The 23034-nt window shown below is 58.2% G+C and carries 20 protein-coding genes and 1 pseudogene; 11 read left to right on the forward strand and 10 right to left on the reverse strand.

The genetic code is table 11. From position 1 onward, the window contains the following. Nucleotides 1-11: 11 nt before the first annotated feature. The 4 genes from LJU29_RS08505 to LJU29_RS08520 form a co-directional block, all read right to left on the reverse strand. Nucleotides 12-1790 (reverse strand): copper resistance system multicopper oxidase, encoded by a 1779-nt coding sequence (locus LJU29_RS08505; protein ID WP_054994885.1) that lies wholly within the window; start codon nucleotides 1788-1790, stop codon nucleotides 12-14. Between the two features lie 85 nt (nucleotides 1791-1875). After that, complete coding sequence (locus LJU29_RS08510) at nucleotides 1876-2250, reverse strand: YajD family HNH nuclease (RefSeq protein WP_002552611.1); 375 nt, start codon at nucleotides 2248-2250, stop codon at nucleotides 1876-1878. Nucleotides 2251-2316: 66 nt separating this feature from the next. Further along, the gene (locus LJU29_RS08515) at nucleotides 2317-2793 is read right to left on the reverse strand and encodes a cyclic nucleotide-binding domain-containing protein (RefSeq protein ID WP_002552612.1); all 477 of its coding nucleotides are present in this window, start codon (nucleotides 2791-2793) and stop codon (nucleotides 2317-2319) included. Between the two features lie 80 nt (nucleotides 2794-2873). Beyond that, the gene (locus tag LJU29_RS08520) at nucleotides 2874-4934 is read right to left on the reverse strand and encodes a S9 family peptidase (RefSeq protein WP_054994884.1); all 2061 of its coding nucleotides are present in this window, start codon (nucleotides 4932-4934) and stop codon (nucleotides 2874-2876) included. Between the two features lie 131 nt (nucleotides 4935-5065). Between LJU29_RS08520 and LJU29_RS08525 the strand changes: the two genes are divergently transcribed. The 3 genes and pseudogenes from LJU29_RS08525 to LJU29_RS08535 all read left to right on the forward strand — a co-directional run bounded on the left by LJU29_RS08525 (nucleotide 5066) and on the right by LJU29_RS08535 (nucleotide 6978). Further along, on the forward strand, nucleotides 5066-5542 hold the full coding sequence (locus LJU29_RS08525; RefSeq protein ID WP_005740964.1) for a hypothetical protein: 477 nt from the start codon (nucleotides 5066-5068) through the stop codon (nucleotides 5540-5542). 76 nt (nucleotides 5543-5618) lie between these two features. Further along, on the forward strand, nucleotides 5619-6407 hold the full coding sequence (locus LJU29_RS08530; protein ID WP_002552615.1) for a class II glutamine amidotransferase: 789 nt from the start codon (nucleotides 5619-5621) through the stop codon (nucleotides 6405-6407). 45 nt (nucleotides 6408-6452) lie between these two features. Continuing rightward, nucleotides 6453-6978, forward strand: a pseudogene (locus LJU29_RS08535) (DUF2937 family protein). Between the two features lie 61 nt (nucleotides 6979-7039). Here the strand turns inward: LJU29_RS08535 and LJU29_RS08540 are convergent. Further along, entirely contained in the window at nucleotides 7040-8218 is a 1179-nt protein-coding gene (locus LJU29_RS08540; protein WP_004664285.1) for a vWA domain-containing protein, read from the reverse strand. A 39-nt stretch (nucleotides 8219-8257) separates the two neighbouring features. Next, the gene (locus LJU29_RS08545; RefSeq protein ID WP_002552618.1) at nucleotides 8258-9103 is read right to left on the reverse strand and encodes an AAA family ATPase; all 846 of its coding nucleotides are present in this window, start codon (nucleotides 9101-9103) and stop codon (nucleotides 8258-8260) included. A gap of 284 nt (nucleotides 9104-9387) precedes the next feature. On the opposite strand from LJU29_RS08545, the gene LJU29_RS29310 reads away from it, so the two are divergent. Next, nucleotides 9388-10836, forward strand: a complete 1449-nt coding sequence (locus tag LJU29_RS29310) for a DUF6538 domain-containing protein (RefSeq protein ID WP_306459391.1) — start codon at nucleotides 9388-9390, stop codon at nucleotides 10834-10836. A gap of 174 nt (nucleotides 10837-11010) precedes the next feature. On the opposite strand, the gene LJU29_RS08550 is transcribed toward LJU29_RS29310, so the two are convergent. Beyond that, nucleotides 11011-11220 (reverse strand): YegP family protein, encoded by a 210-nt coding sequence (locus LJU29_RS08550; RefSeq protein WP_024959854.1) that lies wholly within the window; start codon nucleotides 11218-11220, stop codon nucleotides 11011-11013. 237 nt (nucleotides 11221-11457) lie between these two features. Between LJU29_RS08550 and LJU29_RS08555 the strand changes: the two genes are divergently transcribed. Further along, nucleotides 11458-12015: a recombinase family protein gene (locus LJU29_RS08555; protein WP_054987943.1), complete on the forward strand. Its 558-nt coding sequence runs from the start codon at nucleotides 11458-11460 to the stop codon at nucleotides 12013-12015. An 815-nt stretch (nucleotides 12016-12830) separates the two neighbouring features. On the opposite strand, the gene LJU29_RS08560 is transcribed toward LJU29_RS08555, so the two are convergent. Next, entirely contained in the window at nucleotides 12831-13811 is a 981-nt protein-coding gene (locus tag LJU29_RS08560) for an IS5-like element ISPsy2 family transposase (protein ID WP_054078085.1), read from the reverse strand. 109 nt (nucleotides 13812-13920) lie between these two features. On the opposite strand from LJU29_RS08560, the gene LJU29_RS08565 reads away from it, so the two are divergent. From LJU29_RS08565 to LJU29_RS08575, 4 genes are all read left to right on the forward strand, one after another. Beyond that, nucleotides 13921-14484 (forward strand): hypothetical protein, encoded by a 564-nt coding sequence (locus LJU29_RS08565; protein WP_257112057.1) that lies wholly within the window; start codon nucleotides 13921-13923, stop codon nucleotides 14482-14484. Continuing rightward, nucleotides 14481-15011, forward strand: a complete 531-nt coding sequence (locus tag LJU29_RS29550; RefSeq protein WP_371321898.1) for an HNH endonuclease — start codon at nucleotides 14481-14483, stop codon at nucleotides 15009-15011. The genes LJU29_RS08565 and LJU29_RS29550 overlap by 4 nt, the downstream gene beginning before the upstream one ends. A gap of 491 nt (nucleotides 15012-15502) precedes the next feature. Continuing rightward, the gene (locus LJU29_RS08570; RefSeq protein ID WP_257112058.1) at nucleotides 15503-15733 is read left to right on the forward strand and encodes a DUF4160 domain-containing protein; all 231 of its coding nucleotides are present in this window, start codon (nucleotides 15503-15505) and stop codon (nucleotides 15731-15733) included. Continuing rightward, on the forward strand, nucleotides 15730-16218 hold the full coding sequence (locus LJU29_RS08575; RefSeq protein WP_004657733.1) for a DUF2442 domain-containing protein: 489 nt from the start codon (nucleotides 15730-15732) through the stop codon (nucleotides 16216-16218). Before LJU29_RS08570 ends, LJU29_RS08575 begins: the two co-directional genes overlap by 4 nt. On the opposite strand, the gene LJU29_RS08580 is transcribed toward LJU29_RS08575, so the two are convergent. Next, complete coding sequence (locus LJU29_RS08580; RefSeq protein WP_005740961.1) at nucleotides 16215-17282, reverse strand: DUF748 domain-containing protein; 1068 nt, start codon at nucleotides 17280-17282, stop codon at nucleotides 16215-16217. The genes LJU29_RS08575 and LJU29_RS08580 overlap by 4 nt on opposite strands. Nucleotides 17283-17408: 126 nt before the next feature. On the opposite strand from LJU29_RS08580, the gene cysK reads away from it, so the two are divergent. Together cysK and LJU29_RS08590 are read left to right on the forward strand one after the other, a co-directional pair. Then, nucleotides 17409-18383 (forward strand): cysteine synthase A, encoded by a 975-nt coding sequence (gene cysK, locus LJU29_RS08585; protein WP_057423230.1) that lies wholly within the window; start codon nucleotides 17409-17411, stop codon nucleotides 18381-18383. Nucleotides 18384-18560: 177 nt separating this feature from the next. After that, entirely contained in the window at nucleotides 18561-19499 is a 939-nt protein-coding gene (locus LJU29_RS08590) for an aspartyl/asparaginyl beta-hydroxylase domain-containing protein (protein WP_005760401.1), read from the forward strand. 54 nt (nucleotides 19500-19553) lie between these two features. Here LJU29_RS08590 and LJU29_RS08595 read toward each other — a convergent pair whose 3' ends face one another. Then, nucleotides 19554-23027, reverse strand: coding sequence for a hybrid sensor histidine kinase/response regulator (locus LJU29_RS08595; protein ID WP_257112060.1), 3474 nt, complete (start codon nucleotides 23025-23027; stop codon nucleotides 19554-19556). Between the last annotated feature and the right edge of the window lie 7 nt (nucleotides 23028-23034).

A 23034-nucleotide genomic window follows, 5' to 3' on the forward strand; every position in this document is an offset into this window, starting at 1 on the left:
CGGTAAAATCCTCATTCTTCCACCCGCACTTCGCGGAACATGCCCATTTCCATGTGGTACAGCATGTGACAGTGATAAGCCCAACGGCCTAGTGCGTCAGCGGTGACGCGATAGCTGCGGCGTGAACCCGGAGGCATGTCGATGGTGTGTTTGCGCACCATGAACTGACCGTTTTCGTCTTCCAGATCGCTCCACATGCCGTGCAGATGGATGGGGTGAGACATCATCGTGTCGTTGACCAGCACGACACGCACTCGCTCGCCGTACTTGAGCATGAGCGGTTTGGCGTCCGAGAATTTCACACCGTCGAACGACCAGGCGAATTTTTCCATGTGCCCGGTCAGGTGCAGTTCGATCGTGCGGCTGGGCTCACGACCGTCCCGGTCTTCGAAGGTGCTGCGCAGGTCTGCGTAAGTCAGAACTCTGCGCCCGTTGTTCCTGAGGCCGATGCCCGGATCGTCGAGTTTGGGCGAGGTGCTCATGGCCTGCATGTCGACCAGCGGATTGTTTTGTTCGCTGTCCGGGTGTGACTGCATGGAAGGTGTTTCTTTCATCGGCATCTTGCTGTGGTCCATGCCGGGCATCGAGTCATGGCCCATCTTGCTATGGTCCATGCCTGACATGTCGTCCATCGCCGGGGCTGCGCCGTGGTTCATGCTGCCATGATCCATACCCGCCATGCCCACATCATTCATGCTCAGCAGTGGGCGTGGATCAAGGGGCGGGACGACGGCCTGCAAGCCGGGCCTGCTGGCCAGGGTGCCGCGGGCGTAGCCGGTGCGGTCCATCGACTGGGCGAACAGCGTGTAGGCTCCTTCGGCAGGCTCGACGATCACGTCGAAGGTTTCTGCCACTGCGATGCGCAATTCATCGACCGTTACTGGCTTGACGTGCAAGCCATCGCTGGCGACTACGGTCATTTTCAGGCCCGGGATACGCACGTCGAAATACGTCATGGCCGAGCCGTTGATCAAGCGCAGTCGAATCCGCTCACCGGGTACGAACAGGCCGGTCCAGTTCATATCCGGGGCCTGGCCGTTCATCAGGTAGGTGTAGGTCGCGCCGCTGACATCCGCCAGGTCAGTCGGCTCCATCCCCATTTTCGCCCACATCCAGCGATCACGAGTGGTCTCGCTCCAGCCTTTCTCACCGACGTCGTTGATGAAGTCGCCGACAGTACGCTTGTTATTGTTGTAATAATCGGACTGTTTCTTGAGCGTTTTCATCAGTTGAAGCGGCTCTTCGTCGGTCCAGTCGCTGAGCATGATCACGTGTTCGCGGTCGTACTTGAATGGCTCTGGCTCTTTGGCGTCGATCACCAGCGGCCCGTAAACCCCCGACTGTTCCTGAAAGCCCGAGTGGCTGTGGTACCAATAGGTGCCGTTCTGTTTGACCTTGAAGCGATAGACGTACATGCCATCGGGCGCGATACCGTCGAAGCTCAGCCCCGGCACGCCGTCCATGTTGGCGGGCAGGATAATGCCGTGCCAGTGGATGGACGTGGTTTCGTCGAGCCGGTTCTTGACCCTCAGGGTCACGGTGTCGCCTTCGCGCCAGCGCAGCAGCGGGCCAGGAATGCCGCCGTTGATCGTCATCGCGGTTCTGGTATTACCGGTGATATTGACCTGGGTTTCGCCGACATACAGATCGAACTCGGTGCCGGACAGCCCGGCCGGCTGACCCGGGTTCGGAACCGCCCATGCCGGACTGCGCCACAGCCCCAGGCCGCCGAGGATGCCACTGGCGGCAAGCCCTTTCACAAAGGTTCGTCTTGAGGTACGGGAGGGCATGGCGAAGTATCCGGTCAGTCGGTTGGCCGCAGGCCGAAGACTGCGTGGGTAGGGCGGGGAAATACGGTTGCGGGAAAGTACCGGGTTACTCGTCCTTCTTCATCAATCCCGCCAGCGCTGCGAACGGGTTGTGGGTTGCCTTGGCGGTTTTCGGAGTGCTCAGCGAACCGTCGGCGAAATACTGCTGATCGGTGTAACGCGAGTGCTCGTTGTCGTGGCAATACAGGCACAGCAGCTCCCAGTTGGAACCGTCCTGCGGATTGTTGTCATGGTTGTGGTCGCGGTGGTGCACGGTCAGTTCGCTGAGGCGTTTGCCAGCGAACTCACGGGCGCAACGGCCGCAAACGTGCGGGTACATGCGCAACGCCTTGTCGCGGTAACCCATTTCTCGGTCGCGCTGGGCGTCGGCCAGAATGCGGTCCAGCTTGGCAGTATGGGAAGGAGGATTGGCCGTGCTCATGGTGTCACCTGTGCGTGTGCGCATTGAAAGCGGAATATCGGCAAGTTTAGCGCCAGATGGGCAAACTCACACCTGCTGCGACAGTAATTGGCCGTCGACCATACGCAGGCGCCTGGACAGCGAGATGGCCAGGGCACGAATGATCTTGGCGGCGATTTTCGGCGCCTCGTCGAGCATCTTGTCCAGAGAGTCGCGTCCCAGGTTCAATAACTGGCATTGGGTGGCCGCGATACAGCTGGCCGAGCGACGTTCGCCATCCAGTACAGCCATTTCCCCGAACGCCCGCCCGCGCCGCAGAACGGCGATTTCGACCTGTTGACCGTCTGCGGCAAGTTTCTGCACAGACACAGTGCCTTGATGAATGATGCACATGAATGTCCCGGCATCGCCCTCGGCAAAGATGGTCTCGCCTTTTTCGATGTCGGTAATGCTGAAATACCCGGCTACAGTCACGAAGTCGCCGGGCAGCAGCGTGTCGAACAGGCCGCAGTCCAGCAGCATGTCGCGTATGGCGTTGTTCAGGTTGGACAATGGTTCTGACATGGTTCGGTCTTTCAATCCTGATACGAAGGGGGCAGCTCCGTGCCCCCCGATGCTAGTAAGAAAGGTGTTTCACGCCAAGTTCATTCGGCGATCTGCAATACCTTGAAGATAAACGCGTACTCCAGCGCCACGTCACGCAACCCTTGATAGCGACCGCTCATGCCGCCGTGTCCGGCACCCAGTTCGGTCTTGAGCAGCAGCAGATTATCGTCGGTTTTGCGGGCGCGTAACTTCGCGACCCATTTGGCGGCTTCCCAATACTGCACACGGCTGTCGTTGTAACCGGCGATGACCAGCATGGCCGGGTACGCCTGAGCGCTGACGTTCTCATAAGGCGCGTAGGACTTGATGCGCTCATAGACCTCAGGCTCCTGCGGGTTGCCCCATTCGTCGTATTCGGTGACGGTCAACGGCAGGTCCGGATCGAGCATGGTGTTCAGCACATCGACGAACGGCACTTCGGCAATTGCTGCCCTGAACAGCTCGGGTCGCTGATTAAGCACGGCACCGATCAGCAGGCCACCGGCGCTGCCGCCGCTGATCACAAGCTGTTCGGCGCTGGTCAGGCCCTGAGCAACAAGGTGTTCGGCGCAGGCAATGAAGTCGCCGAAGGTGTTCTGTTTATGTTCCTGCTTGCCATTGCGATACCAGGCCTCGCCCAGCTCGCCACCGCCGCGTACATGGGCGATGGCAAACGCCACGCCACGGTCGAGCAGGCTAAGGCGCGCGTGGGAAAACCACGGGTCGAGGCTTTCGCCGTAGGCACCGTAGCCGTACAGATACAGCGGGGTCGCCTTGCCGGCCAGTTCGCGCTTGACCACCAGGCTGATCGGCACCTGAGTGCCATCACTGGCGGTGGCCCACAGACGCTGGCTGACGTAGGCGTCGGCGTTGAAAGTGCCCAGCACCGGCGTTTCCTTGAGCACTACCTGCTCGCCGCTGGCCAGGGTCAGTTGACGCACCTGTGCCGGACGGTTCAGCGACTGATAGCGCAGGCGAATTCTGTCGCTGTCGAACTCCAGGGTGTCCTGCACATACAGGCTGTACGCGGCGTCGGGCAACTGCACGCGATAGGCAGGCAGATCCTGCGGGCGTACTTCGATGATCGGCAAGCCGCCTTCGCGCAGGCTCAGACTGATCGCTTTGGCGTTGAGGCTCACGCCTTCGAGCATGACCTTGTCATCGTGCGCAACCAGGGTCTGCCAGTCTTCGCGAACGGGGGCGCCACTGGCCTGTTCCGCTGCGTGATACAGCGCGAAGTTGATGCCGCTCTGATTGCTGCGGATGAACCAGCTCCACACACCATCGAGCAGCCCGTGATCCGGATAATACTCGTGCCCTTCGCTGCGCGGCGCGAGGCAGGTGAAGGCCTGTTGCGGATGATCGGCGTCCAGCACCCACGCTTCGCTGGTGGTTTTGCTATTGAGCAGAATGATCAGTTGGCGTTCGGAACTGCTGCGGAAGCAGTGCAGGAAGAATCGACCGTCCGGCTCGTCGAACACCAGCTCTGCCGATGCATTGCCCAATGTGTGGCGATGCAGCCTGCCGGGGCGATGGGTCTCGTCCAGCTCACCGAAAAACAGGGTCTGGCTGTCGTTGGCCCAGGTCATGCTGCCGTCGCAGTCCTCAAACGGCAGGCTGCTGATCTGGCCGGTGCTCAGTTCCTTGACGTAAAGCTGGTACACCTCGTCGCCACTGGTGTCCAGGCTGTAGGCCAGGCGCTGGTGGTCAGGGCTGATGCTGAACGCGCCCAGCGAAAAGAAGCCGCCATTGGCCATGGCGTTCGGGTCCAGCAATAGTTCTTCACGGCTTTCGTCCACGGTATTGGAGTCGTCGGCCGGGCGCGGGCAGCGATAGTGACGGGCGTATTCATCGCCTTGTGTGGTGCGCGTGTAATAAAGGTACGGCCCCCAAGGGGAGGGCAGTGACAGATCGGTTTCAAGGATACGGCCCTTGATCTCCTGAAACAGGTTTTCGCGCAACCCGGTCTGCTCTGCCAGTTGCTGCTCCTGCCAGGCGTTTTCCGCCTTGAGGTAGTCGAGCACCTCGTCAGTGTCGCGGTTCTGTAGCCAGGCATAGGGATCGGAACCGTCGGCCTTGCGAGCAATCGGGGCGCTGGAGGTTGCATTCGAGAAGGACATGCTGGGCTCTCTGTTTAGGCATCAATCATGGAAATTCGGTACACGCTGAACCGATTACTGAAGCGAGGCAAGCCGCGTCAGGCAAAAGCCGTTATCATAAGCGCCTCTTTACCTGCCTTACCACGGACGTCATGACCGAAAACGACTATCTGATCGCCTGGAGCGTCTACGCCTTCGCCGCGTTGGGTTGCCTGCTGGTATGGTTCCTGATGACCCGCTGGATGTGGCGTTATCTCAAGGAACCGTTGCTGGTAGCAGTGGCGGTGCTGCTGTTTACGCCGACCATGGTCGACCCTGCCAAGGATGCGATGGCGCCAGCCGTGGCGATCACCGCGCTCGACCTGATGTTCAAGGTCGGCAGCAATGTCTGGACCGCTGTGTCGGATCTGGCCATGTATGGCATGTTCGCCTTCGCTGCGTACGCGCTGTTCGTGCTCATCCGCTGGCCGATCGAGCGCAGCCGCAAGGCTCGCCAGCCCCGGCCCGCCGCTCAGCCTGTCGACACAGACCCCGCTGACGAACCGTTTGCCGAGGACGATCATTACCCTCGCAAATCCGCTGCGCCGCTTCCTCCGACCAGGGCTGCGCGAGTCGAACCGCGGTTGTAGATCCCGCTTCGTTGGCATGCGCCGTCATTGTCGGCGCATGACCTGCTGCAAAACGTCTTGAAGCGAGAACCTGAGCATGTGTGAACTACTGGGCATGAGCGCCAATGTCCCGACCGACATAGTCTTCAGCTTTACCGGGCTGATGCAGCGTGGCGGGCGTACTGGTCCGCATCGCGATGGCTGGGGCATTGCTTTCTACGAAGGTCGCGGCCTGCGCTTGTTCCAAGACCCCGCAGCCAGCAGTGAATCTGAAGTTGCGCAACTGGTGCAGCGCTATCCGATCAAAAGCGAAGTGGTGATTGGCCATATTCGTCAGGCCAACGTCGGCAAGGTCTGTCTGTCCAACACACATCCTTTCGTGCGTGAACTCTGGGGCCGCAACTGGTGCTTTGCGCACAATGGCCAGCTGGCGGATTTCACCCCCGTTGCCACCTTTTACAGGCCGGTGGGCGATACCGACAGCGAAGCTGCATTCTGCGACCTGCTCAATCGCGTTCGCGAAGCCTTTCCCGAGCCGGTTGAGGTTGAGCAATTACTGCCTTCGCTGATCCAGGCCTGCACTGAATACCGTAGTAAAGGCGTGTTCAACTGCCTGTTGAGCGATGGCGACTGGCTGTTTTGCTTTTGCAGTACCAAACTGGTTCAGATTACCCGGCGCGCGCCGTTCGGCCCGGCAAGGTTGAAAGATGTCGACGTGATTGTCGATTTTCAGGCTGAAACAACGCCGCACGACGTGGTGACTGTGATCGCCACCGAGCCATTGACCGAGAACGAAAACTGGAAGCGCTATGAACCGGGCCAGTGGAGCCTGTGGCGCAAGGGTGAGTGCGTGGCGCAAGGCTCGGTCGAGACAGCAGTGCAGTAACAGCGCCTCCACCGGCATACTGGATAAAAAAGAAGAGGGATATTGATGCTGCGAAGTTATCTGCGATTGGTCCTGTTCACCACAGGCCTGCTGTTCGGGGTACAGATCCCCGGATTCATCAGTGATTACAGCAAGCGTGTCGAAGCGCATCTGATCGAGGCGCAACAGGCCGTCAAGGGCTACACCGCTACTGCGCAGCAGTTCTTCAAGGGCGATATACAGGCGCTGATCCAGCACTATCGCAGCAGCGAAGACCCGGTTTTCCGAGCCGATGCGGACAACATCGATACGTTGATGAGCCGTACCCATATCCTTGAGCGTCAGTGGCTCGGACTCCAGGGACCGTGGTATTCCAAAGTCCTGTTCGTCGTCACGTCTGCCGATGCGGATATCCGCCGGGAAACGTTCAACGGTTATACGTGGCAAGTCCTGCTGGCCCCCGAAGTCATTGCCTGGGGCATCATCAGTGCATTGCTGCTGGCTCTTGTGGTGGAAAGCGTCGGGCTGTTACTCGGCTGGGTGATCCACGGTGGACGGACGCAAGCCGCAACTTGAGCGGGACTGGCGCTGATCGCTGGAGAGGGTAATAACGAGAACGGGCGTTGCGTAGAGTCAGCACGCGCCCGTCATGCTTATTTCGCCAGATGACGCATGCCTTCCTCCAGGCCGCGCAGGGTTAGCGGGTACATCTGTCCTTCAATCAGGTCGCGCACGATATGCGTGGACGTGGTGTAGTCCCAGGCATCCTTGGGGTAGGGATTGATCCAGATGATCTTCTTGAATTTGGCCATGAAGCGCTGCATCCATACATAGCCTGCTTCTTCATTCCAGTGTTCGACGCTGCCACCGGGCTGGGTGATTTCATACGGTGCCATTGAAGCGTCGCCGATGAAAATCACTTTGTAGTCTGCGCCGTACTTGTGCAGCAGGTCTTGAGTGGCGGTCCGCTCCGAGCCGCGGCGCAGGTTGTTCTTCCACACCGATTCGTAGATGAAATTATGGAAGTAGAAATACTCCATATGCTTGAACTCGGTCTTGCAGGCCGAGAACAGCTCTTCGCAGATCTTGACGTGCGCGTCCATCGAACCGCCGATGTCGAACAGCAGCAATAATTTGATGGTGTTGCGCCGCTCAGGGCGCATCTGAATGTTCAGCAGGCCCGCATCGCGAGCGGTGTGATCAATGGTGCCGTCGATGTCCAGTTCATCCGCAGCGCCCTGGCGGGCAAACTTGCGCAGACGGCGCAGGGCCACCTTGATGTTGCGCGTACCCAGCTCGACCTGATCGTCCAGGTTTTTATATTCGCGCTGATCCCACACCTTGACTGCCTTGCCCTTGCGTTCCCCTGCGTCGCCGACACGAATGCCTTCAGGGTTATAGCCCCCCGAGCCGAAAGGGCTGGTGCCGCCTGTGCCGATCCATTTGTTGCCACCGGCGTGGCGTTCTTTCTGTTCTTCCAGACGCTTCTTGAATTCCTCGATCAGCTTGTCGAGGCCGCCGAGGGACTGAATCTGCGCGCGTTCCTCGTCACTCAACGAGCGCTCAAACTCTTTGCGCAGCCAGTCTTCGGGGATCAATGCCTGCAAATGATCGTCGAGATTTTCCAGACCTTTGAAATACGCACCGAAGGCCCGGTCGAATTTGTCGAAATGGCGCTCGTCCTTGACCAGAATCGTGCGCGCAAGAAAGTAGAACTCATCGATATCGGCAAAGATAACCCGCTGTTTCAGCGCATTGATCAGGTCCAGCAATTCACGCAGAGACACCGGCACTCTGGCCGCGCGCATTTCGTTGAACAGGTTGAGCAGCATGGCTGTCGCCCTTTTACGTAACGGGGTGGATGAAGGCGCTCAACGGTTGCCGCGGCGGCTCATGAACGCCAGACGCTCCAGCAAATGCACATCTTGTTCGTTCTTGACCAGCGCCCCGGCCAGCGGCGGGATCGCCTTGGTCGGGTCGCGCTCACGCAGCACGGCTTCACCAATGTTGTCGGCCATCAGCAGCTTCAGCCAGTCCACCAGCTCGGACGTGGAAGGCTTCTTCTTCAGGCCAGGCACCTTGCGCACGTCGAAGAACACGTCCAGCGCTTCGCTCACCAGGTCTTTCTTGATGTCCGGGTAATGCACGTCGACGATGCGTTGCAGCGTGGCACGGTCCGGGAAGGCGATGTAGTGGAAGAAGCAGCGACGCAGGAAGGCGTCCGGCAATTCCTTTTCGTTGTTGGAGGTAATGATGATGATCGGGCGCTTTTTGGCCTTGATCGTTTCATCGATTTCGTAGACGTAGAACTCCATCTTGTCGAGTTCCTGCAACAGGTCGTTGGGGAACTCGATGTCGGCTTTGTCGATCTCGTCGATCAGCAAAATGACCCGCTCATCGGACTCGAAGGCTTCCCAGAGCTTGCCCTTTTTCAGGTAATTACGTACGTCGTGGACTTTGTCGACGCCCAGTTGCGAGTCACGCAGACGGCTGACGGCATCGTATTCGTACAGGCCCTGATGCGCCTTGGTGGTGGACTTGATGTGCCAGGTGATCAGCTTCGCGCCAAAGGACTCGGCCAGTTGCTCAGCCAGCATGGTCTTACCGGTGCCGGGCTCGCCCTTGACCAACAGCGGACGCTCCAGCGTGATTGCCGCGTTGACCGCCAGCTTGAGATCGTCAGTGGCGACGTATGCCGGGGTACCTTCGAACTTCATGATCAATCCTTTTCACGTGGGTAGGCGCAGCCTGTCGGTGCGCACACCGTAACAGGGGCAAGCAATGCCGGAACTATAACGTGGCTGCCGGACGGCTGTGAACGCAGACGCCTCATTCAGTTCTTGACTCATGGGTACACTTAAAAACCATTCGGTCGGCTCCAAGCCTTGTAGAATAAGGCTTATAGCGAATTCAGATTGTGACACATGCCCCGATATTCAGGTTCCGCATGGTCCACAAGCCGCCAACACACGACCGTGACACGTGCCCCGGAGAAAGACGAATGTCCTACTTGTCCCGACGCGACGGACGGTATCACTACCGACGCAGGTTTCCTGCTGATGTGGCTCTCATTGTTGGACGTGCTGAGTTTCGTAAGGCGCTTGGCACTGCTGATAGGGCAGAGGCGCTGAGGCTTGCACGACAGGTGTCAGTAGAGTTCGACAATATATGTGCTCAGGCAGTGCAGGGGCACTGTGGCGATGTCAGACCGATAGGCGACGAGTTGCCGGGCGTAGATGCCAATGCAGTTCTGAGTGGCTTACAGGCTGTTGTAGAGCGCGTCACATTGGCCGCAGTGCAGGCAATGCACCCAAGAGGACAGCGCTTAGCTAAAAGTTGGCAGGCTGAGCTGGAGTGGCAGGAGAGGGCGTGGCAGGCGGTTGCAGATGGTACGCATATGGACGCAGCTAAATACCACCCGTTGGAAGCTATGGCCGCACTCAAGGCAATACGCGCAGTGCGTGACGGCTCCCCTATGCCGCTAGCTGCGCCTCCCGTGGCTGCGGAAGTTCGTGCGTCTCAGCAGCAGCGCGCAGTTGATGGCGATCACCGGACAGGGGGAGAGTTCGCAGAAGCTCTCGACGGATACTGCCAGCGTGTCAGCTCCGGTCGTGCATCCATCATGCGTAAGCTTTGTAGCGATGTTCTCAGCTGGCCCAGTACCCAGGCGGAACAAGTGCAGCGCATCATGCAGTACGCCGAGGGAAAGCTCGCCAGCGGTGGTAAGGCAAGTTCAGTGCATACACAAGCAGCGGGGTTGATCACAATCCTGCGTGAGCTGCCGGGGTGGAGTGGCATCTCTTTGCCTAGGACTGGTGCAGTCGCAAGAGCTGTCAGGGCAGGGGCTGGCCTTTCCAAAGAGGCGAGGGGCCCCATGCCGCTGGATGTTCTAGACAATGTGCACAAGAGCCTGACTGCTCGCGGCGATGAAGTGGATGCGACAGCAGCGCGGTTGCTTGTTCGGTATGGCCTACGCCCGATAGAGCTGTTGCAAGAGGGGTTAGACGCGCTATCAGAACGTGTAGACATTCTCGGCAAGCGTGAGCTGGTGTTCCGTGCTGGGTTGTCAGGTGCAAAGAACTCTGCAAGCCGGAGAGACTTGCCGGTGCACGATGATGACATCGCAGCATTCAAGCTTGTCCTAGCGGCAGTGGACCTGCCGGAGAATGCGACGAAGCACCAGAGGGAGCGGCGCGGTAGACAACGTGTTACGCGACTAAGCGCAGCCGTTCGTATTGGATTACGGGGACATCCCGAGGGATTGAGCCTGTACAGCCTCCGGCATACCTGCGCTGACCTGTTACGTGCAGTTGGTGCGTCAGGCGAAGAGGTGGGAGCAGTGCTTGGACATACGAGCAAAGGCTCAAGGGCAACGAGTATATACGGCGGGAGCGCACCGCTCGACCGACCTAGGGCATTGCTGGCAGCGGTACGCAACCTACTGGGCTGAATCAGGATGCGGAGTTCTATACACGGCCTAAAAATGCTGCCTTCGTGCGCTAGGGCTTCTCCAATTCGGTCACGCCGTCTTACCCCGTGGGGCGCTACAGCCAGCGAGCATCCTCTCAACCACCGGGAGTTTGATTAGCGATGGCCCATCTACTGGTGATGGGCCTGTACCTAATTACTTTCTGGCTGCATCGTAGTCGTCATCACCTATGACTGGCGCAGTCGGACCCTGATCATTTAGGAGGGTGATAGAGTATTCACAGTCTTTCAGGTTGTGATAACTCTCAGAGCTTACTGCGATGATCTTTGCGTTCTTGGCCTTGAATCTCCAGCGCCATTCCTTCTTTTCGTCTTTATAAATGTAGAAGTACGCTACCTCAGCCATCGTGTTCTCTCCTTAGAAAGCCACCACTCATGTGATGACGACCTAACGCTATCAATGTGTGATGGGCTATGTCTACAAGCGCTGCATGCTTCCAGCTAGCTCAAATGGTACACGCTGTGAGCTATGCACAAACGACTGCGATAATGTAGCTCAAAGGTGTTGACTTAATTTGAGCTACCCAGCACTATGTGAGCCATAGGTTCTGAGCTACTCAGGCCACCCACTCAGGATTTCATCATGGCTACCATCGGATATGTGCGCGTCTCCACTCACGACCAAAGTGTCGATGCCCAAAAGCACGGGCTGTCCGATACATACAACGTAGAGGAGTGGTACGAGGACAGCGGTGTATCTGGCGCTGTGAAGGCCTTGGATCGTCCTGGCTTTGCTGCCCTTGTAGCGTACGTACGTCGTGGTGATACGCTCGTGGTGAGCGCTGTAGACCGCTTGGGGCGCGATACACTGGACGTGCTGAACACTGTAGAGGTATTGCAGGCGAAGGGCGTAAGCATCATTTCCAAGCGCGAGGGCTTCGACCTGGGTACGCCTATGGGCAAAGCGATGCTCACCATGCTGGCTGCTGTGGCTGAGCTGGAGCGGTCTAACATCAAGGCCCGGCAGATGGCAGGCATTGAGCGCGCCAAGGCTGAGGGCAAGGCCCTGGGTCGCGAAAAGGTGATAGACGATGCACAGGTTAGCGCGTGGCGCGTTGCCCAAGGTGCCAGTATCAAGGCGACTGCCGAGCATTTCAGCATCTCGATTGCGTCGGTTAAGCGCGCCTGTGCTGCAGCCTGACCAGTCATTGGCACTCCGCACACCATGTCCGGTTTGAAGTGACATACGTAGGTAAGAACGCAAAGGCTATGAACTGGGCCGGATGGCCTAACGGAAGTTCCTCCCGGTTCGGGCTGATTGGTAGATATCACATACTGATGAAGAGAGAACCCCTATCTCTCTGCCTCTGCGTCGTACTGGTGCATCTGAGTCATGGCAGGGCGAGTGGTGTCCAGTCGGACGTTCTGGATACCACGGCACCACCTAGACCAAAGCCCGATCACGTTTCATATTAGAACCCGATCAGCGCGCCCTCTGCATTCGCAAGCTCGTTCAAGCATCCCGCGAAAGCGCCAGCATTAATCGCCGCACTTCCCCGCTTTACGCCCGTTCCTGTACTACCACGGCAATCACCTTTGTCCTGTGGACAACTTGCATTAAACCCATCACCACTAGTCCGGAGGCCTCGGCGTGTCTGGTGTTTCCTTTTGCCGTTTTGGCACCTCACGTATTTCAAGGAGTACAGCAAGATGAAATCAAACTACCTCGCTGGCGGACGCAAACCTGTCGGCCAAGCCATGATTATCAGGGCGCTGCGAGCATTAAACGCTCGTCAGGAACCCGCTACCGCAGGCGCAATCCGTCGTCAGGAACCTAGTCTGTCCCGCAGTACATTGATGGCAGGCTTAGGGAAGGTCTGAAGTAGCCGGATGTTTTCCGGCTACCGAGTCCTCAGCACTTTTCAAAAAACGATGCATGTCGAAATTTGCTCAATTATCTTCGCTTTTTAGCTCTTTCGGCCGCTGCAAAGCCTTTTGCGGTAACCATTTCCTGCATTACACGCGCACCTCTCCTGCGCTCGCCAACAAATGTCGGCGGGCCATCCACAGGTTTGACAGGGCGAACAACGTCACCATCTGCGCGGTGTTCTTGGCCAAGCCCCGAAAGCGCACTTTTTCATAGCCAAACTGGCGTTTGATGACCCGAAACGGATGCTCGACCTTGGCGCGAACCTGGGCCTTGGCCTTCTCGATTTTGCGGATCGCCTTGTACAAAATACTGCGTTTTCCGTGCTTTTTGTAAGTGCTGCGGCGGGCGGCAATCTGCCAAATGACCTTGCGCCCAGCGTGTTCTTCGCGCTTCTCGACCCCGGTGTAACCTGCGTCGGCGCAGACTACGTTTTCCTCGCCGTGCAGCAGTTTGGCAACCTGCGTGACGTCTGCCACATTGGCCGCTGTTACTACCACGCTGTGCACCAGGCCTGACTCGTCGTCGGCGCCGATGTGAGCCTTGGCGCCGAAATAGTACTGGTTACCTTTCTTGGTTTGATGCATCTCAGGATCGCGTTTGCCATCCTTGTTCTTGGTCGAACTGGGCGCGTGAATCAGCGTGGCATCGACGATGGTGCCTTGACGCAACGACAAGCCACGGTCGCCCAGATAACCATTAATTACGCCGAGAATCCCGGTCGCCAACTCGTGCTTTTCCAGCAGACGACGGAAGTTGAGAATGGTGGTTTCGTCTGGAATTCGCTCCAGGCTCAGGCCTGAAAACTGACGCAGGATGGTCGTCTCATACAGCGCTTCTTCCATCGCCGGATCGCTGTAGCCGAACCAGTTCTGCATCAGATGAACACGCAGCATCGCCATCAGTGGGTAGGCGGGCCGGCCACCTTCTCCTTTTGGATAATAGGGCTCAATCAGGGCAATCAAACCTTTCCAGGGCACCACCTGATCCATCTCGATCAGGAACAATTCCTTACGGGTCTGCTTGCGCTTGCCGGCATACTCGGCGTCGGCGAAGGTCATCTGTTTCATCATCGAAAAGCTCGGCGACTGGTGTCCGGAGATTTTGCCAAATTAGGAAGTCTTTTTCAGAGTTTCCCTAGACGTACTTGCCATCCGTGATGTTGTTGGCGTTGGTGTAGTGAAAGACGCTGCCGAGGCCAGCAACAAGACATTGGCGGCAGTCGCGCTGGATTTGATGATCAGGGAAACGATCAATGCCGCCGCTGCATCGGAGTTGAATACCGTCGCTGCCGGTCGTGGTCTGATGACCTTGGCACAGGCAGGAATTGCGCCTGCTGATCTGCAGCATCAGGACCTTGAACAAGTGGCTGCACTTGCAGGATTTGCTATCTATCCCGAAGGCCTAAAGAGTTTCGGTCAGCGACACGCCCCGCTGAGCATCCGTGTCGGGAATAGCGTGGTACAGGTCGATACCCAAGCCGCAGTCCTCTACGGCGAAGCCACCACACCACAGCAGGGCACCACTTTGTTGCCGTGCAAGGCCCTTGTGGCAGCATCTGAGGTGGCACTGCTGGCTGCTCAGGCAGTGATTGATGGCGAGCTTGCAGGTACTCCGCACCGCTTTCATAACGCTGTAAACGATGGCTCCAGTAGCCTGGATGCAGCACGCCGAAGCACTAGCCGCCATCACCCTACATGCAGGGGTGGTACGCGGCTGCCTGCAATACAGGTTTATCCATGAACCATCATCCAATACCGCTGGAGTGGATTCGCAAGCATCTTGCCATAGACAGTACGTCGCCTACCGGCCTGCGGTGGGTTGAGCGTCCGAACAGTAGCCGAAAAGCAGGGACAATAGCAGGCAGCTCTAATGGCCGTGGTTACTATCAAGTTCGCTGCCGTGGCGTTTCCCTGCGGGCGAACCGTGTAGCGTTTGCCCTTTACTACGGCGTGGACCCTGGTCCGGCGCTGGTGGACCACCGCGACGGCAACAGGGCGAATAATGACCCACTGAACTTGCGCCTTTGCAGTGTTGCGCAGAACACGCAGAACCAGAAGCTTGCCCGGCACAACCGTAGCGGCGTAAAGGGTTTGAGCTACTGGGCTGTGCGGAACCGTTGGCGCTGTGAAATAGGTGTCAACGGGAGACGGGCTGCCCGGTCATTCCCCGCTGACCAGAAGGCCGAGGCGATACACTGGCTACGCAACACCCGCGAGGCCCTGCACAGGGAGTTAACCAACCACGGAGAGTCTGGACAAGCAGCGTGATTAGGCCGATGCCTTATTCGCTTTCGCACGTAGCTTGCCGCCGCCCCATATCGCCAGCCACGCCAGCCCCAGCGTCAACAGCCCTATAATCAGTTGCGACACTACACTCGCCGCTGAGTAGCCAGTGAACGCAGCTAAGATTCTGGTTATGCCGGAGAAAGCCCAGAGACAGCCCAGTACTGTAAGTATCCATCCGACGACGCGCATGTGTGTTCCCTGTTGAATGCTTAATTAGATCGCGCACTTTAGCCGTGGGCGTTCTGTGCTGCAATTCTATAATGCCACTATAGGCGCAGTTCCTTATTCAGAATTGGGGCACAGGCCAGCGGCACAGGTGCACAACAGCAGTACGTAACGCCGCTGAAAGCCCCGGTTTATAAGGCTCTCTATCGTATCCCTTGTTTAGTTCTTGAATGGGGCGTCACGCAGTGACCGGGTCGAAATTGTAACGCTGCTTTCTGTATGGCTAATTTGGCTATACCATACACTTCATGTCGACTAAATACAGATTCAGGGATAAATACAGGATTCAGTTGAGGGAAAAAGACCACCTGCCGCCGCATGTGCATCTGACCGTTGGTGGTCTGGATGTACTGATTTGCCTTGAGCTCGTAGAGCCCATGCGCGGACATGCCCCGACTGTTGTGCTTAAGGAAGCTCTCGAATGGATACGAATTCACCGCGACGAACTGATGGAGGAGTGGAAACGATGGCATCCATGAAACGACCCCGGCTCAAGGATGTTCAGGCGCAGTCCGGATACCGGCTGGCCCTGACATTCATCGACGATCAACAATTCGTCCTCGACATGAGCGCTGATGTGCAGGCTTTTCCGGGATTACGACCCTTGATTGCTGCTGAAGCTTTCGCCCACGCCCAAGTGGGCGATGATGGCTGGACGGTTGAATGGCCGGAACTGGATATCCAGATCGGTGCGGATACCCTGTATCTCGACGCTCAGGCTCAAGCTGCCACCGACGAAAACACGCGTATTTTCATCGGGTGGCGTGCCCGCACGGGTTTGCCCTTGGCTAAGGCCGCACAGGCGTTGGGTGTCAGCCCTCGCAGTATCACTCGCTACAGCAACTCTCGCGAAGCTACGCCACGTACCCTTGCGCTGGCTTGCCTGGGCTGGGATGCATTGCAGCAACAGGCACATGCCGCCGAGGAGCGGGGCGTTTATTCCGTGGATAAAAAAAACCACTAAGACCCCTTGCTGCTCTCATACCGCGCATTAAATGCCTGTACGAAGGCGTTGCGCAGAATCTGCAGAAACGCCTGGAAGCCGCTGATGTCCTGCTGATGGACGCTGCCGCTCAGGTCGACACGGGTGGCGAACTGGTTTTCCCGCTGGTTTTTCAACACGGTTTCGCTGGTGCCGACCAGCGCTTCCCAGATCGAGCGGAAAACGCCCTTGTCCTTGTTCTCGACGTCCTGATGCCAGTTGAACACGTCCACGTTGCGTAGCAGGGGCTTTATGTAGCCGCTGAGCTGTCCTTTATCCGCTTGCGCTTCAATCACAAGATCGCCGTCACCGGCGTTAAAGTCGAACTTGCCATACGCCGACGAAAAGTCGTTGAGCTTCTTGAGCTGAATGCCGGTGGCGCGCAGTTTGAAGTCGAAATCTTCAAAGTTGCTGAACGGATCGAATCTGGCGGTGCTTTCCAGATCGGCATGGCCCAGCAGGCGTGCCTTGCCTTTGAATTCGGCATCGCGGTTGCCTTCCACGTCGACCACATTGGTCAGGTTATAGATGCTGGCATTGACCTGATCCGCCTCGATTTTTACTTTGGGCGTGGAATTGAAGTTATTGAACGTGATGCGCCCGTTATCGATGCGCAATTCGTTGAGGGTGATGGGCAGCAGCTTGTCCATCTGGGTACGCCAGTCGGTGCCCTGACCGGTCTGCGAGTTCTGCTTGCTGCCGCCGTCCACGAAGTTGATCTGCGGGCCGGTGAAGAGGGCTTTCGCGACCACTGCATGGTCATACCAGAGTGAATGCCAGCTGACAGCCAGTTCGATCATCGGTGCGTCGAAAAAGGGCACCGGGACCTTGCCATCGGTCTTTACGATCTTCAGTCCCTTGATCCGGTAAGCCCCTCGCCACAGCGCGAGGTCTACGTCGGTGATCTCACCTCGGTAGTCGCCCATGTCGGCCAGTTTGTCGTTCAGATAGTCGCGCACCAGATAGGGCAAGGCGATATTGATCGCGATCAGCAGAACTACCAGAGCGGCCAGGGTCCATAGCGGCCAGCTGTAGCGACGTTTCATGACATGAGTCTCCTGTTTCAATGAGGGATTGACTACGCACGCGGTCATCCGTTCGGTCAGACTGGACGCCCCAGGGCTGGCGGCATAGGCTTTGGGTCTTTAACCGATGTGCACAAGGACACTTTCATGAGTCGTATCTACGCTGATAACGCCCATTCCATCGGTAATACGCCGTTGGTGCAGATCAATCGTATTGCGCCACGCGGTGTCACGATTCTGGCCAAGATCGAGGGGCGTAATCCGGGCTACTCCGTCAAGTGCCGTATCGGCGCCAACATGATCTGGGACGCTGAAAGCAGCGGCAAACTCAAGCCCGGCATGACCATCGTCGAACCGACCTCGGGCAATACCGGGATTGGCCTGGCATTCGTTGCCGCCGCTCGTGGTTACAAATTGATGCTCACCATGCCCGCTTCCATGAGCATAGAACGTCGCAAGGTACTCAAGGCGTTGGGTGCCGAACTGGTGTTGACTGAACCGGCAAAGGGGATGAAAGGCGCGATTGCCAAGGCAGAAGAGCTGCTGGCGGGCGATCCGGAAAAATATTTCATGCCCGCACAGTTCGAGAACCCGGCCAACCCGGCCATCCATGAAAAGACCACCGGCCCCGAAATCTGGGCGGACACCGACGGCGCTATCGACGTACTGGTGGCAGGCGTCGGGACTGGCGGGACTATCACCGGTATTTCCCGCTACATCAAGCACACCGCAGGCAAGCCGATCCTGTCGGTTGCGGTCGAGCCGGACGGTTCGCCGATTATCACCCAGGCGATGGCCGGTGAAGAGATCAAGCCCAGCCAGCACAAGATTCAAGGCATCGGTGCCGGTTTCATTCCGAAAAACCTCGACCTGTCGATTGTGGACCGCGTAGAGCGTGTCACCGATGAAGAATCCAAGGCCATGGCCCGGCGCTTGATGCAGGAAGAGGGCATCCTTTGCGGTATCTCGTGCGGAGCAGCCATGGCGGCGGCCGTCCGTCTGGCTGAAAAACCGGAGATGCAGGGCAAGACTATCGTGGTGATCCTGCCTGACTCTGGCGAACGTTACCTGTCCAGCATGCTGTTCAGCGACCTGTTTACCGATCAGGAGCTTTCTCAGTAACACATCTTCGCAAGTGTGCACTTCATGCGGGCAACGCAAGGGTTTATGATGGCCAGCTTACGCGTCGCCGGACGATTATCTCTGTTCGTCCGGTGCTTGCGGTCTTTCATTCAGAATCATGCATCAGTACTGCCCGCGTGACGTTTGGCGTTATCTGCCCGCTTCAAGGAGAGCTTCATGACCCTTTCATTTGTTGCCAAGGCATCGATCCTGATGCTGTTTCTGGGCAGCACGCTGTACGTTCATTTGCGCGGTCGGGCCCGGCTGCCCCTGTTGCGGCAGTTCGTCAACCATTCGGCACTGTTCGCGCCTTACAACGCACTGATGTACCTGTTTTCCCGTGTGCCGTCCGAGCCGTATCTGGATCGCAGCAAATTCCCTGAGCTGGATATCCTCAAGGACAACTGGGAAACCATTCGCGACGAAGCCATGCACCTGTTCGATGAAGGCTACATTCGTGCGGCCGAGAAGAATAACGACGCCGGTTTCGGCTCGTTCTTCAAGAAGGGCTGGAAGCGTTTTTATCTGAAATGGTATGACAAGGCACTGCCATCTGCCGAAGCGCTGTGCCCGAAGACCGTTGAGCTGGTCAACAGCATTCCCAACGTCAAAGGCGCGATGTTCGCGCTGTTGCCGGGCGGCAGCCACCTCAATCCGCACCGCGATCCGTTTGCCGGTTCCTTGCGTTATCACCTGGGGCTGTCCACGCCGAACTCCGATGACTGCCGGATCTTTGTCGATGGCAAGGAATACGCCTGGCGTGACGGCCAGGACGTGATGTTCGACGAGACCTACGTGCACTGGGTCAAGAATGAAACGCCGCAGACCCGGGTGATTCTGTTCTGTGACGTCGAGCGTCCGTTGACCAACCGCTTCATGACGCGTGTGAACCGCAGCGTCAGTGCGTTTCTGGGCCGCGCAACCGCGCCGCAGAATCTGGACGACGAGCGGGTCGGCGGGATCAATCAGGCGTATGCGTTCAGCAAGCGCTTCAGCGACGGCTTCAGTGGCAAGGTCAAGCAGTTCAAGCGCGCCAACCCCAAGGCTTACCGCGTTTTGCGGCCTGTGCTGGCGGTGGTGGTGCTGACATTGCTGGGCTACTGGTTGTTTGATTGAGCAACCGCTTTGATCCGGTTGTCCGCGGCATGGCGAACAACCGTCAGCCCTTTCTCAGTCCAGATTCACATGCCGGCTCAGCAGCGCTCGCAGCGCTGCAGGCTTGACCGGTTTGGGCAGGTAATCGAGTCCTGCTGCGTGCACCTGAGCGATCAACTCCGGACGACCATCAGCGCTGATCAGCACGCCCGGCACTGGTTGCCCCAGGCGTGTTCTTAGCCAGGCCATCAGTTCAGTGCCGGTCTCGCCCTCATCCAGATGGTAATCCACCAACGCAATCTGCGGCCTGACGCCATTGTTCAGCAGTGCTTCGCATTCCTGACGACTGCGAGCGGTCCACACCTGACAACCCCAGCGTGACAGCAGGCTGTTCATGCCGATCAGGATGCTGTCTTCATTGTCGACACACAGCACCTGCGTGCCGTTCAGCGCGGGTCGGCTGACATCCGGCAGCGTGTCGGGCATTGTCGCCGGGGCTGCTGCCAGTGGCACCCGCACGCTGAAAACGCTGCCTTTGCCAAGCCACGAACGCACCTGCAAAGGGTGCTCGAGAATGCGACACAAACCATCGGCAATAGCCAGCCCCAGGCCCAGCCCCTTCGCCGCGTGAGTCTTGTGGCTGTCGAGGCGTTTGAATTCTTCGAAGATCACCTGGCGCTTGTCTTCGGGGATGCCTGGCCCGCGGTCCCAGACCTCAAGGCTCAGGCTGTCGCCGTAACGCCTGACACCCAGCAGAATAGGGCCTTTGGCATAGCGGAAAGCATTGGTCAGGAAGTTTTGCAGGACCCGGCGCAATAGCTTGATGTCGCTGTCGACGCGCAGTGAAGTGCCTCTGACACGAAAATTCAGACCTTGCTCCTGGGCCAGCGCTTTGAATTCGGCGCCCAGGGTGTCAAACAGCGCGTTGAGCGGGAATGGTTGGCGGTCCGGGGTGATCTTGCCGTTTTCCAGGCGCGAGATGTCCAGCAGGTCGCTGATCAGGTCTTCGGCAGAACGCAACGAGCTGTCCAGATGCTGGACCAATTGCTGGGCGTCGCTGGAAATTCCGTCCTGCTGATGCGACAGCGCAGCGGAAAACAGCCTTGCAGCATTCAGCGGCTGCATCAGGTCATGGCTGACGGCGGCCAGAAAGCGGGTTTTCGATTCGTTGGCGGCTTCGGCGGTGCCCTTGGCCTCGGTCAGCGCCTGATTGAGCTGCGACAACTCATGGGTACGTGCGGCGACACGCTGCTCAAGGCTTTCATTGACGCCTTTAAGGGCCTGTTCGGCGGCACGAAACGCGGTGATGTCGGTGAAACTCATGACGAAACCGCCGCCGGGCATCGGATTGCCGATCAGCTCGATCACCTGCCCGTTGGGGAACAGCCGCTCCGAGGTGTGCGCGCGGCCCTGACGCATCCAGTGCAGGCGTCGCGCTACATGCACTTCGGCCTCACCCGGCCCACACAGCCCACGTTCGGCGTTGTAGCGAATGATGTCGGCAATCGGCCGGCCGACGCCAATCAGGCCTTCGGGGTAATTGAACAGCTCGAGGTAGCGGCGATTCCAGGCCACCAGCCTCAAGGACTGATCCACCACACTGATGCCCTGGGTAATGTTTTCGATGGCCCCCTGCAACAGCGCACGGTTGAACTGCAAGACTTCGGACGCTTCGTCGGCGATGCGTACGACGTCTTCCAGCTGCATGTCGCGCCCTTCAATAGCAGCCTTGACCACGGCGCGGGTCGAGGAAGTGCCGAGCACGCCAGCCAGCAGCCGCTCGGTGTGCGCGATCCACTCTCCGTTGGCATTCAAACTGGGGTTGAAACCCTTGCCTTGTCTGTTGGCGAAGCGAATGAAGCTCTGACGCGCCCGGTCTTCACCAACAAAGCGCGCCGAGAGGTTGAGCAGGTCTTCTATCTGGACGGCGAGCAGCGGTCGGCTGAAGTCGCGCCCCTGGGTTTCCTGGCCAATGAAACGACCTGCCTGCCAGTGCTCCGCCACTCGGGTGCGCGACAACATCGACACCCAGGCGAACAGCGTGCAGTTGCCGGCCATCGACAGCACCACGCCCTGAGTCATCGGTGAGATCGGCAGGTCGAACGGGTTGCTGTGCAGCCAGGACAGTAGCGGGAAATTGCTCAGCGACCAGCCCATGCCATGCGCCGCGACCGGCAATACCAAGGTGTAGAACCAGATGAAGATCCCCGCCGCCAGGCCTGCAAAGACACCACGCCGGTTAGCCTGCTTCCAGTACAGCGCACCGAACATGGCCGGTGCCAACTGGGTGATCGCGGCGAAGGCAATCTGCCCGATAGTCGCCAGGCTGACCGTTGAGCCCAGCATCCGGTAGCTGACATAGGCCAGCAGGAGAATCATCACAATGCTGATGCGCCTTACCGAGAGCATCCAGTGACGAAACGCTTCGAACGGCCGCTCTGTGTTTTTGCGCCTTAACAGCCAGGGCAGCAGCATGTCGTTGGATATCATCGTCGACAACGCCACGCAGGCGACGATCACCATACCGGTTGCCGCCGATGCGCCGCCGATGAAGGCCAGCAGGGCAAGTGACGGGTGAGCGTGCGCCAGTGGCAGACTGATCACGAACGAGTCGGGCAGCATGGACGCGGGCAGCAGCATTTGTCCGGCCAGCGCAATCGGCACGACGAACAATGCCGCCAGTGCCAGATAGGCCGGGAACACCCATTTGGCGAGATTCAGGTCCTGAGGCTCGATGTTTTCGACCACCGTGACGTGAAACTGTCGGGGCAGGCAGACAATCGCCATCATCGCCACACCGGTCTGCACGAACATCGACGGCCAGTTGATCGTGTCCTTCCAGTATTCCTCGAGGCGTGGCGCAAGTTTGGCCTGATTGAACAGGTCGTCGAATCCGTCGTACAGGCCGAACGTGACAAACACGCCGACTGCCATGAACGCGAACAGCTTGACCAGCGCTTCGAAAGCAATAGCCAGCACCATACCGCGATAGTGTTCAGTCACATCCAGATTGCGTGCGCCGAAGACGATGGTGAACAACGCCAGAATCAGCGACACCACCAGCGCGGTGTCCTGAGCGCGGGTGCCGGTGGAATCAGCCACGGCACCGATCAGGATATTCACGCCCAGCACGATGCCTTTCAGTTGCAGCGCGATATACGGCAGCATGCCGATCAGGCAAATCAGCGCGACCATGACCGCCAGTGACTGGGACTTGCCGTAGCGTGCCGCGATGAAGTCGGCAATGGAGGTGATGTTCTCCTGCTTGCTGATCAGCACCATCTTCTGCAGCACCCATGGTGCCAGCACCATCAGCACGATAGGCCCCAGATAAATCGGCAGGAACGACCACAGCTGTTCGGCGGCCTGACCCACCGCACCGAAAAACGTCCAGCTGGTGCAATACACCGCCAGCGACAGGCTGTAGACCCAGGCGCGCATGCTCGGGCGCAGCGATGCGCTGTAGCGGTCGCCGTAAAAGGCGATAGCAAACATGATGGCCATATAGGACAAGGCAACGGCCGCAATCAGCCCGCTGGACAGCGACATATGAAAT

This window comes from Pseudomonas ficuserectae, assembly GCF_024584585.1.
GTDB lineage: Bacteria > Pseudomonadota > Gammaproteobacteria > Pseudomonadales > Pseudomonadaceae > Aquipseudomonas > Aquipseudomonas amygdali.

What these genes read in the sequence shown, in the direction of transcription:
- LJU29_RS08570 (WP_257112058.1), top strand. Translation starts at nt 15,503, where the DNA reads ATGTCGACTAAATACAGATTCAGGGATAAATACAGGATTCAGTTGAGG.
- LJU29_RS08560 (WP_054078085.1), bottom strand. Translation starts at nt 13,811, where the DNA reads ATGAAACAGATGACCTTCGCCGACGCCGAGTATGCCGGCAAGCGCAAG.
- LJU29_RS08530 (WP_002552615.1), top strand. Translation starts at nt 5,619, where the DNA reads ATGTGTGAACTACTGGGCATGAGCGCCAATGTCCCGACCGACATAGTC.
- cysK (WP_057423230.1), top strand. Translation starts at nt 17,409, where the DNA reads ATGAGTCGTATCTACGCTGATAACGCCCATTCCATCGGTAATACGCCG.
- LJU29_RS08590 (WP_005760401.1), top strand. Translation starts at nt 18,561, where the DNA reads ATGACCCTTTCATTTGTTGCCAAGGCATCGATCCTGATGCTGTTTCTG.
- LJU29_RS08520 (WP_054994884.1), bottom strand. Translation starts at nt 4,934, where the DNA reads ATGTCCTTCTCGAATGCAACCTCCAGCGCCCCGATTGCTCGCAAGGCC.
- LJU29_RS08575 (WP_004657733.1), top strand. Translation starts at nt 15,730, where the DNA reads ATGAAACGACCCCGGCTCAAGGATGTTCAGGCGCAGTCCGGATACCGG.
- LJU29_RS08510 (WP_002552611.1), bottom strand. Translation starts at nt 2,250, where the DNA reads ATGAGCACGGCCAATCCTCCTTCCCATACTGCCAAGCTGGACCGCATT.
- LJU29_RS08555 (WP_054987943.1), top strand. Translation starts at nt 11,458, where the DNA reads ATGGCTACCATCGGATATGTGCGCGTCTCCACTCACGACCAAAGTGTC.
- LJU29_RS29550 (WP_371321898.1), top strand. Translation starts at nt 14,481, where the DNA reads ATGAACCATCATCCAATACCGCTGGAGTGGATTCGCAAGCATCTTGCC.
- LJU29_RS08545 (WP_002552618.1), bottom strand. Translation starts at nt 9,103, where the DNA reads ATGAAGTTCGAAGGTACCCCGGCATACGTCGCCACTGACGATCTCAAG.
- LJU29_RS08580 (WP_005740961.1), bottom strand. Translation starts at nt 17,282, where the DNA reads ATGAAACGTCGCTACAGCTGGCCGCTATGGACCCTGGCCGCTCTGGTA.
- LJU29_RS08550 (WP_024959854.1), bottom strand. Translation starts at nt 11,220, where the DNA reads ATGGCTGAGGTAGCGTACTTCTACATTTATAAAGACGAAAAGAAGGAA.
- LJU29_RS08595 (WP_257112060.1), bottom strand. Translation starts at nt 23,027, where the DNA reads ATGTCGCTGTCCAGCGGGCTGATTGCGGCCGTTGCCTTGTCCTATATG.
- LJU29_RS08540 (WP_004664285.1), bottom strand. Translation starts at nt 8,218, where the DNA reads ATGCTGCTCAACCTGTTCAACGAAATGCGCGCGGCCAGAGTGCCGGTG.
- LJU29_RS29310 (WP_306459391.1), top strand. Translation starts at nt 9,388, where the DNA reads ATGTCCTACTTGTCCCGACGCGACGGACGGTATCACTACCGACGCAGG.
- LJU29_RS08515 (WP_002552612.1), bottom strand. Translation starts at nt 2,793, where the DNA reads ATGTCAGAACCATTGTCCAACCTGAACAACGCCATACGCGACATGCTG.
- LJU29_RS08505 (WP_054994885.1), bottom strand. Translation starts at nt 1,790, where the DNA reads ATGCCCTCCCGTACCTCAAGACGAACCTTTGTGAAAGGGCTTGCCGCC.
- LJU29_RS08525 (WP_005740964.1), top strand. Translation starts at nt 5,066, where the DNA reads ATGACCGAAAACGACTATCTGATCGCCTGGAGCGTCTACGCCTTCGCC.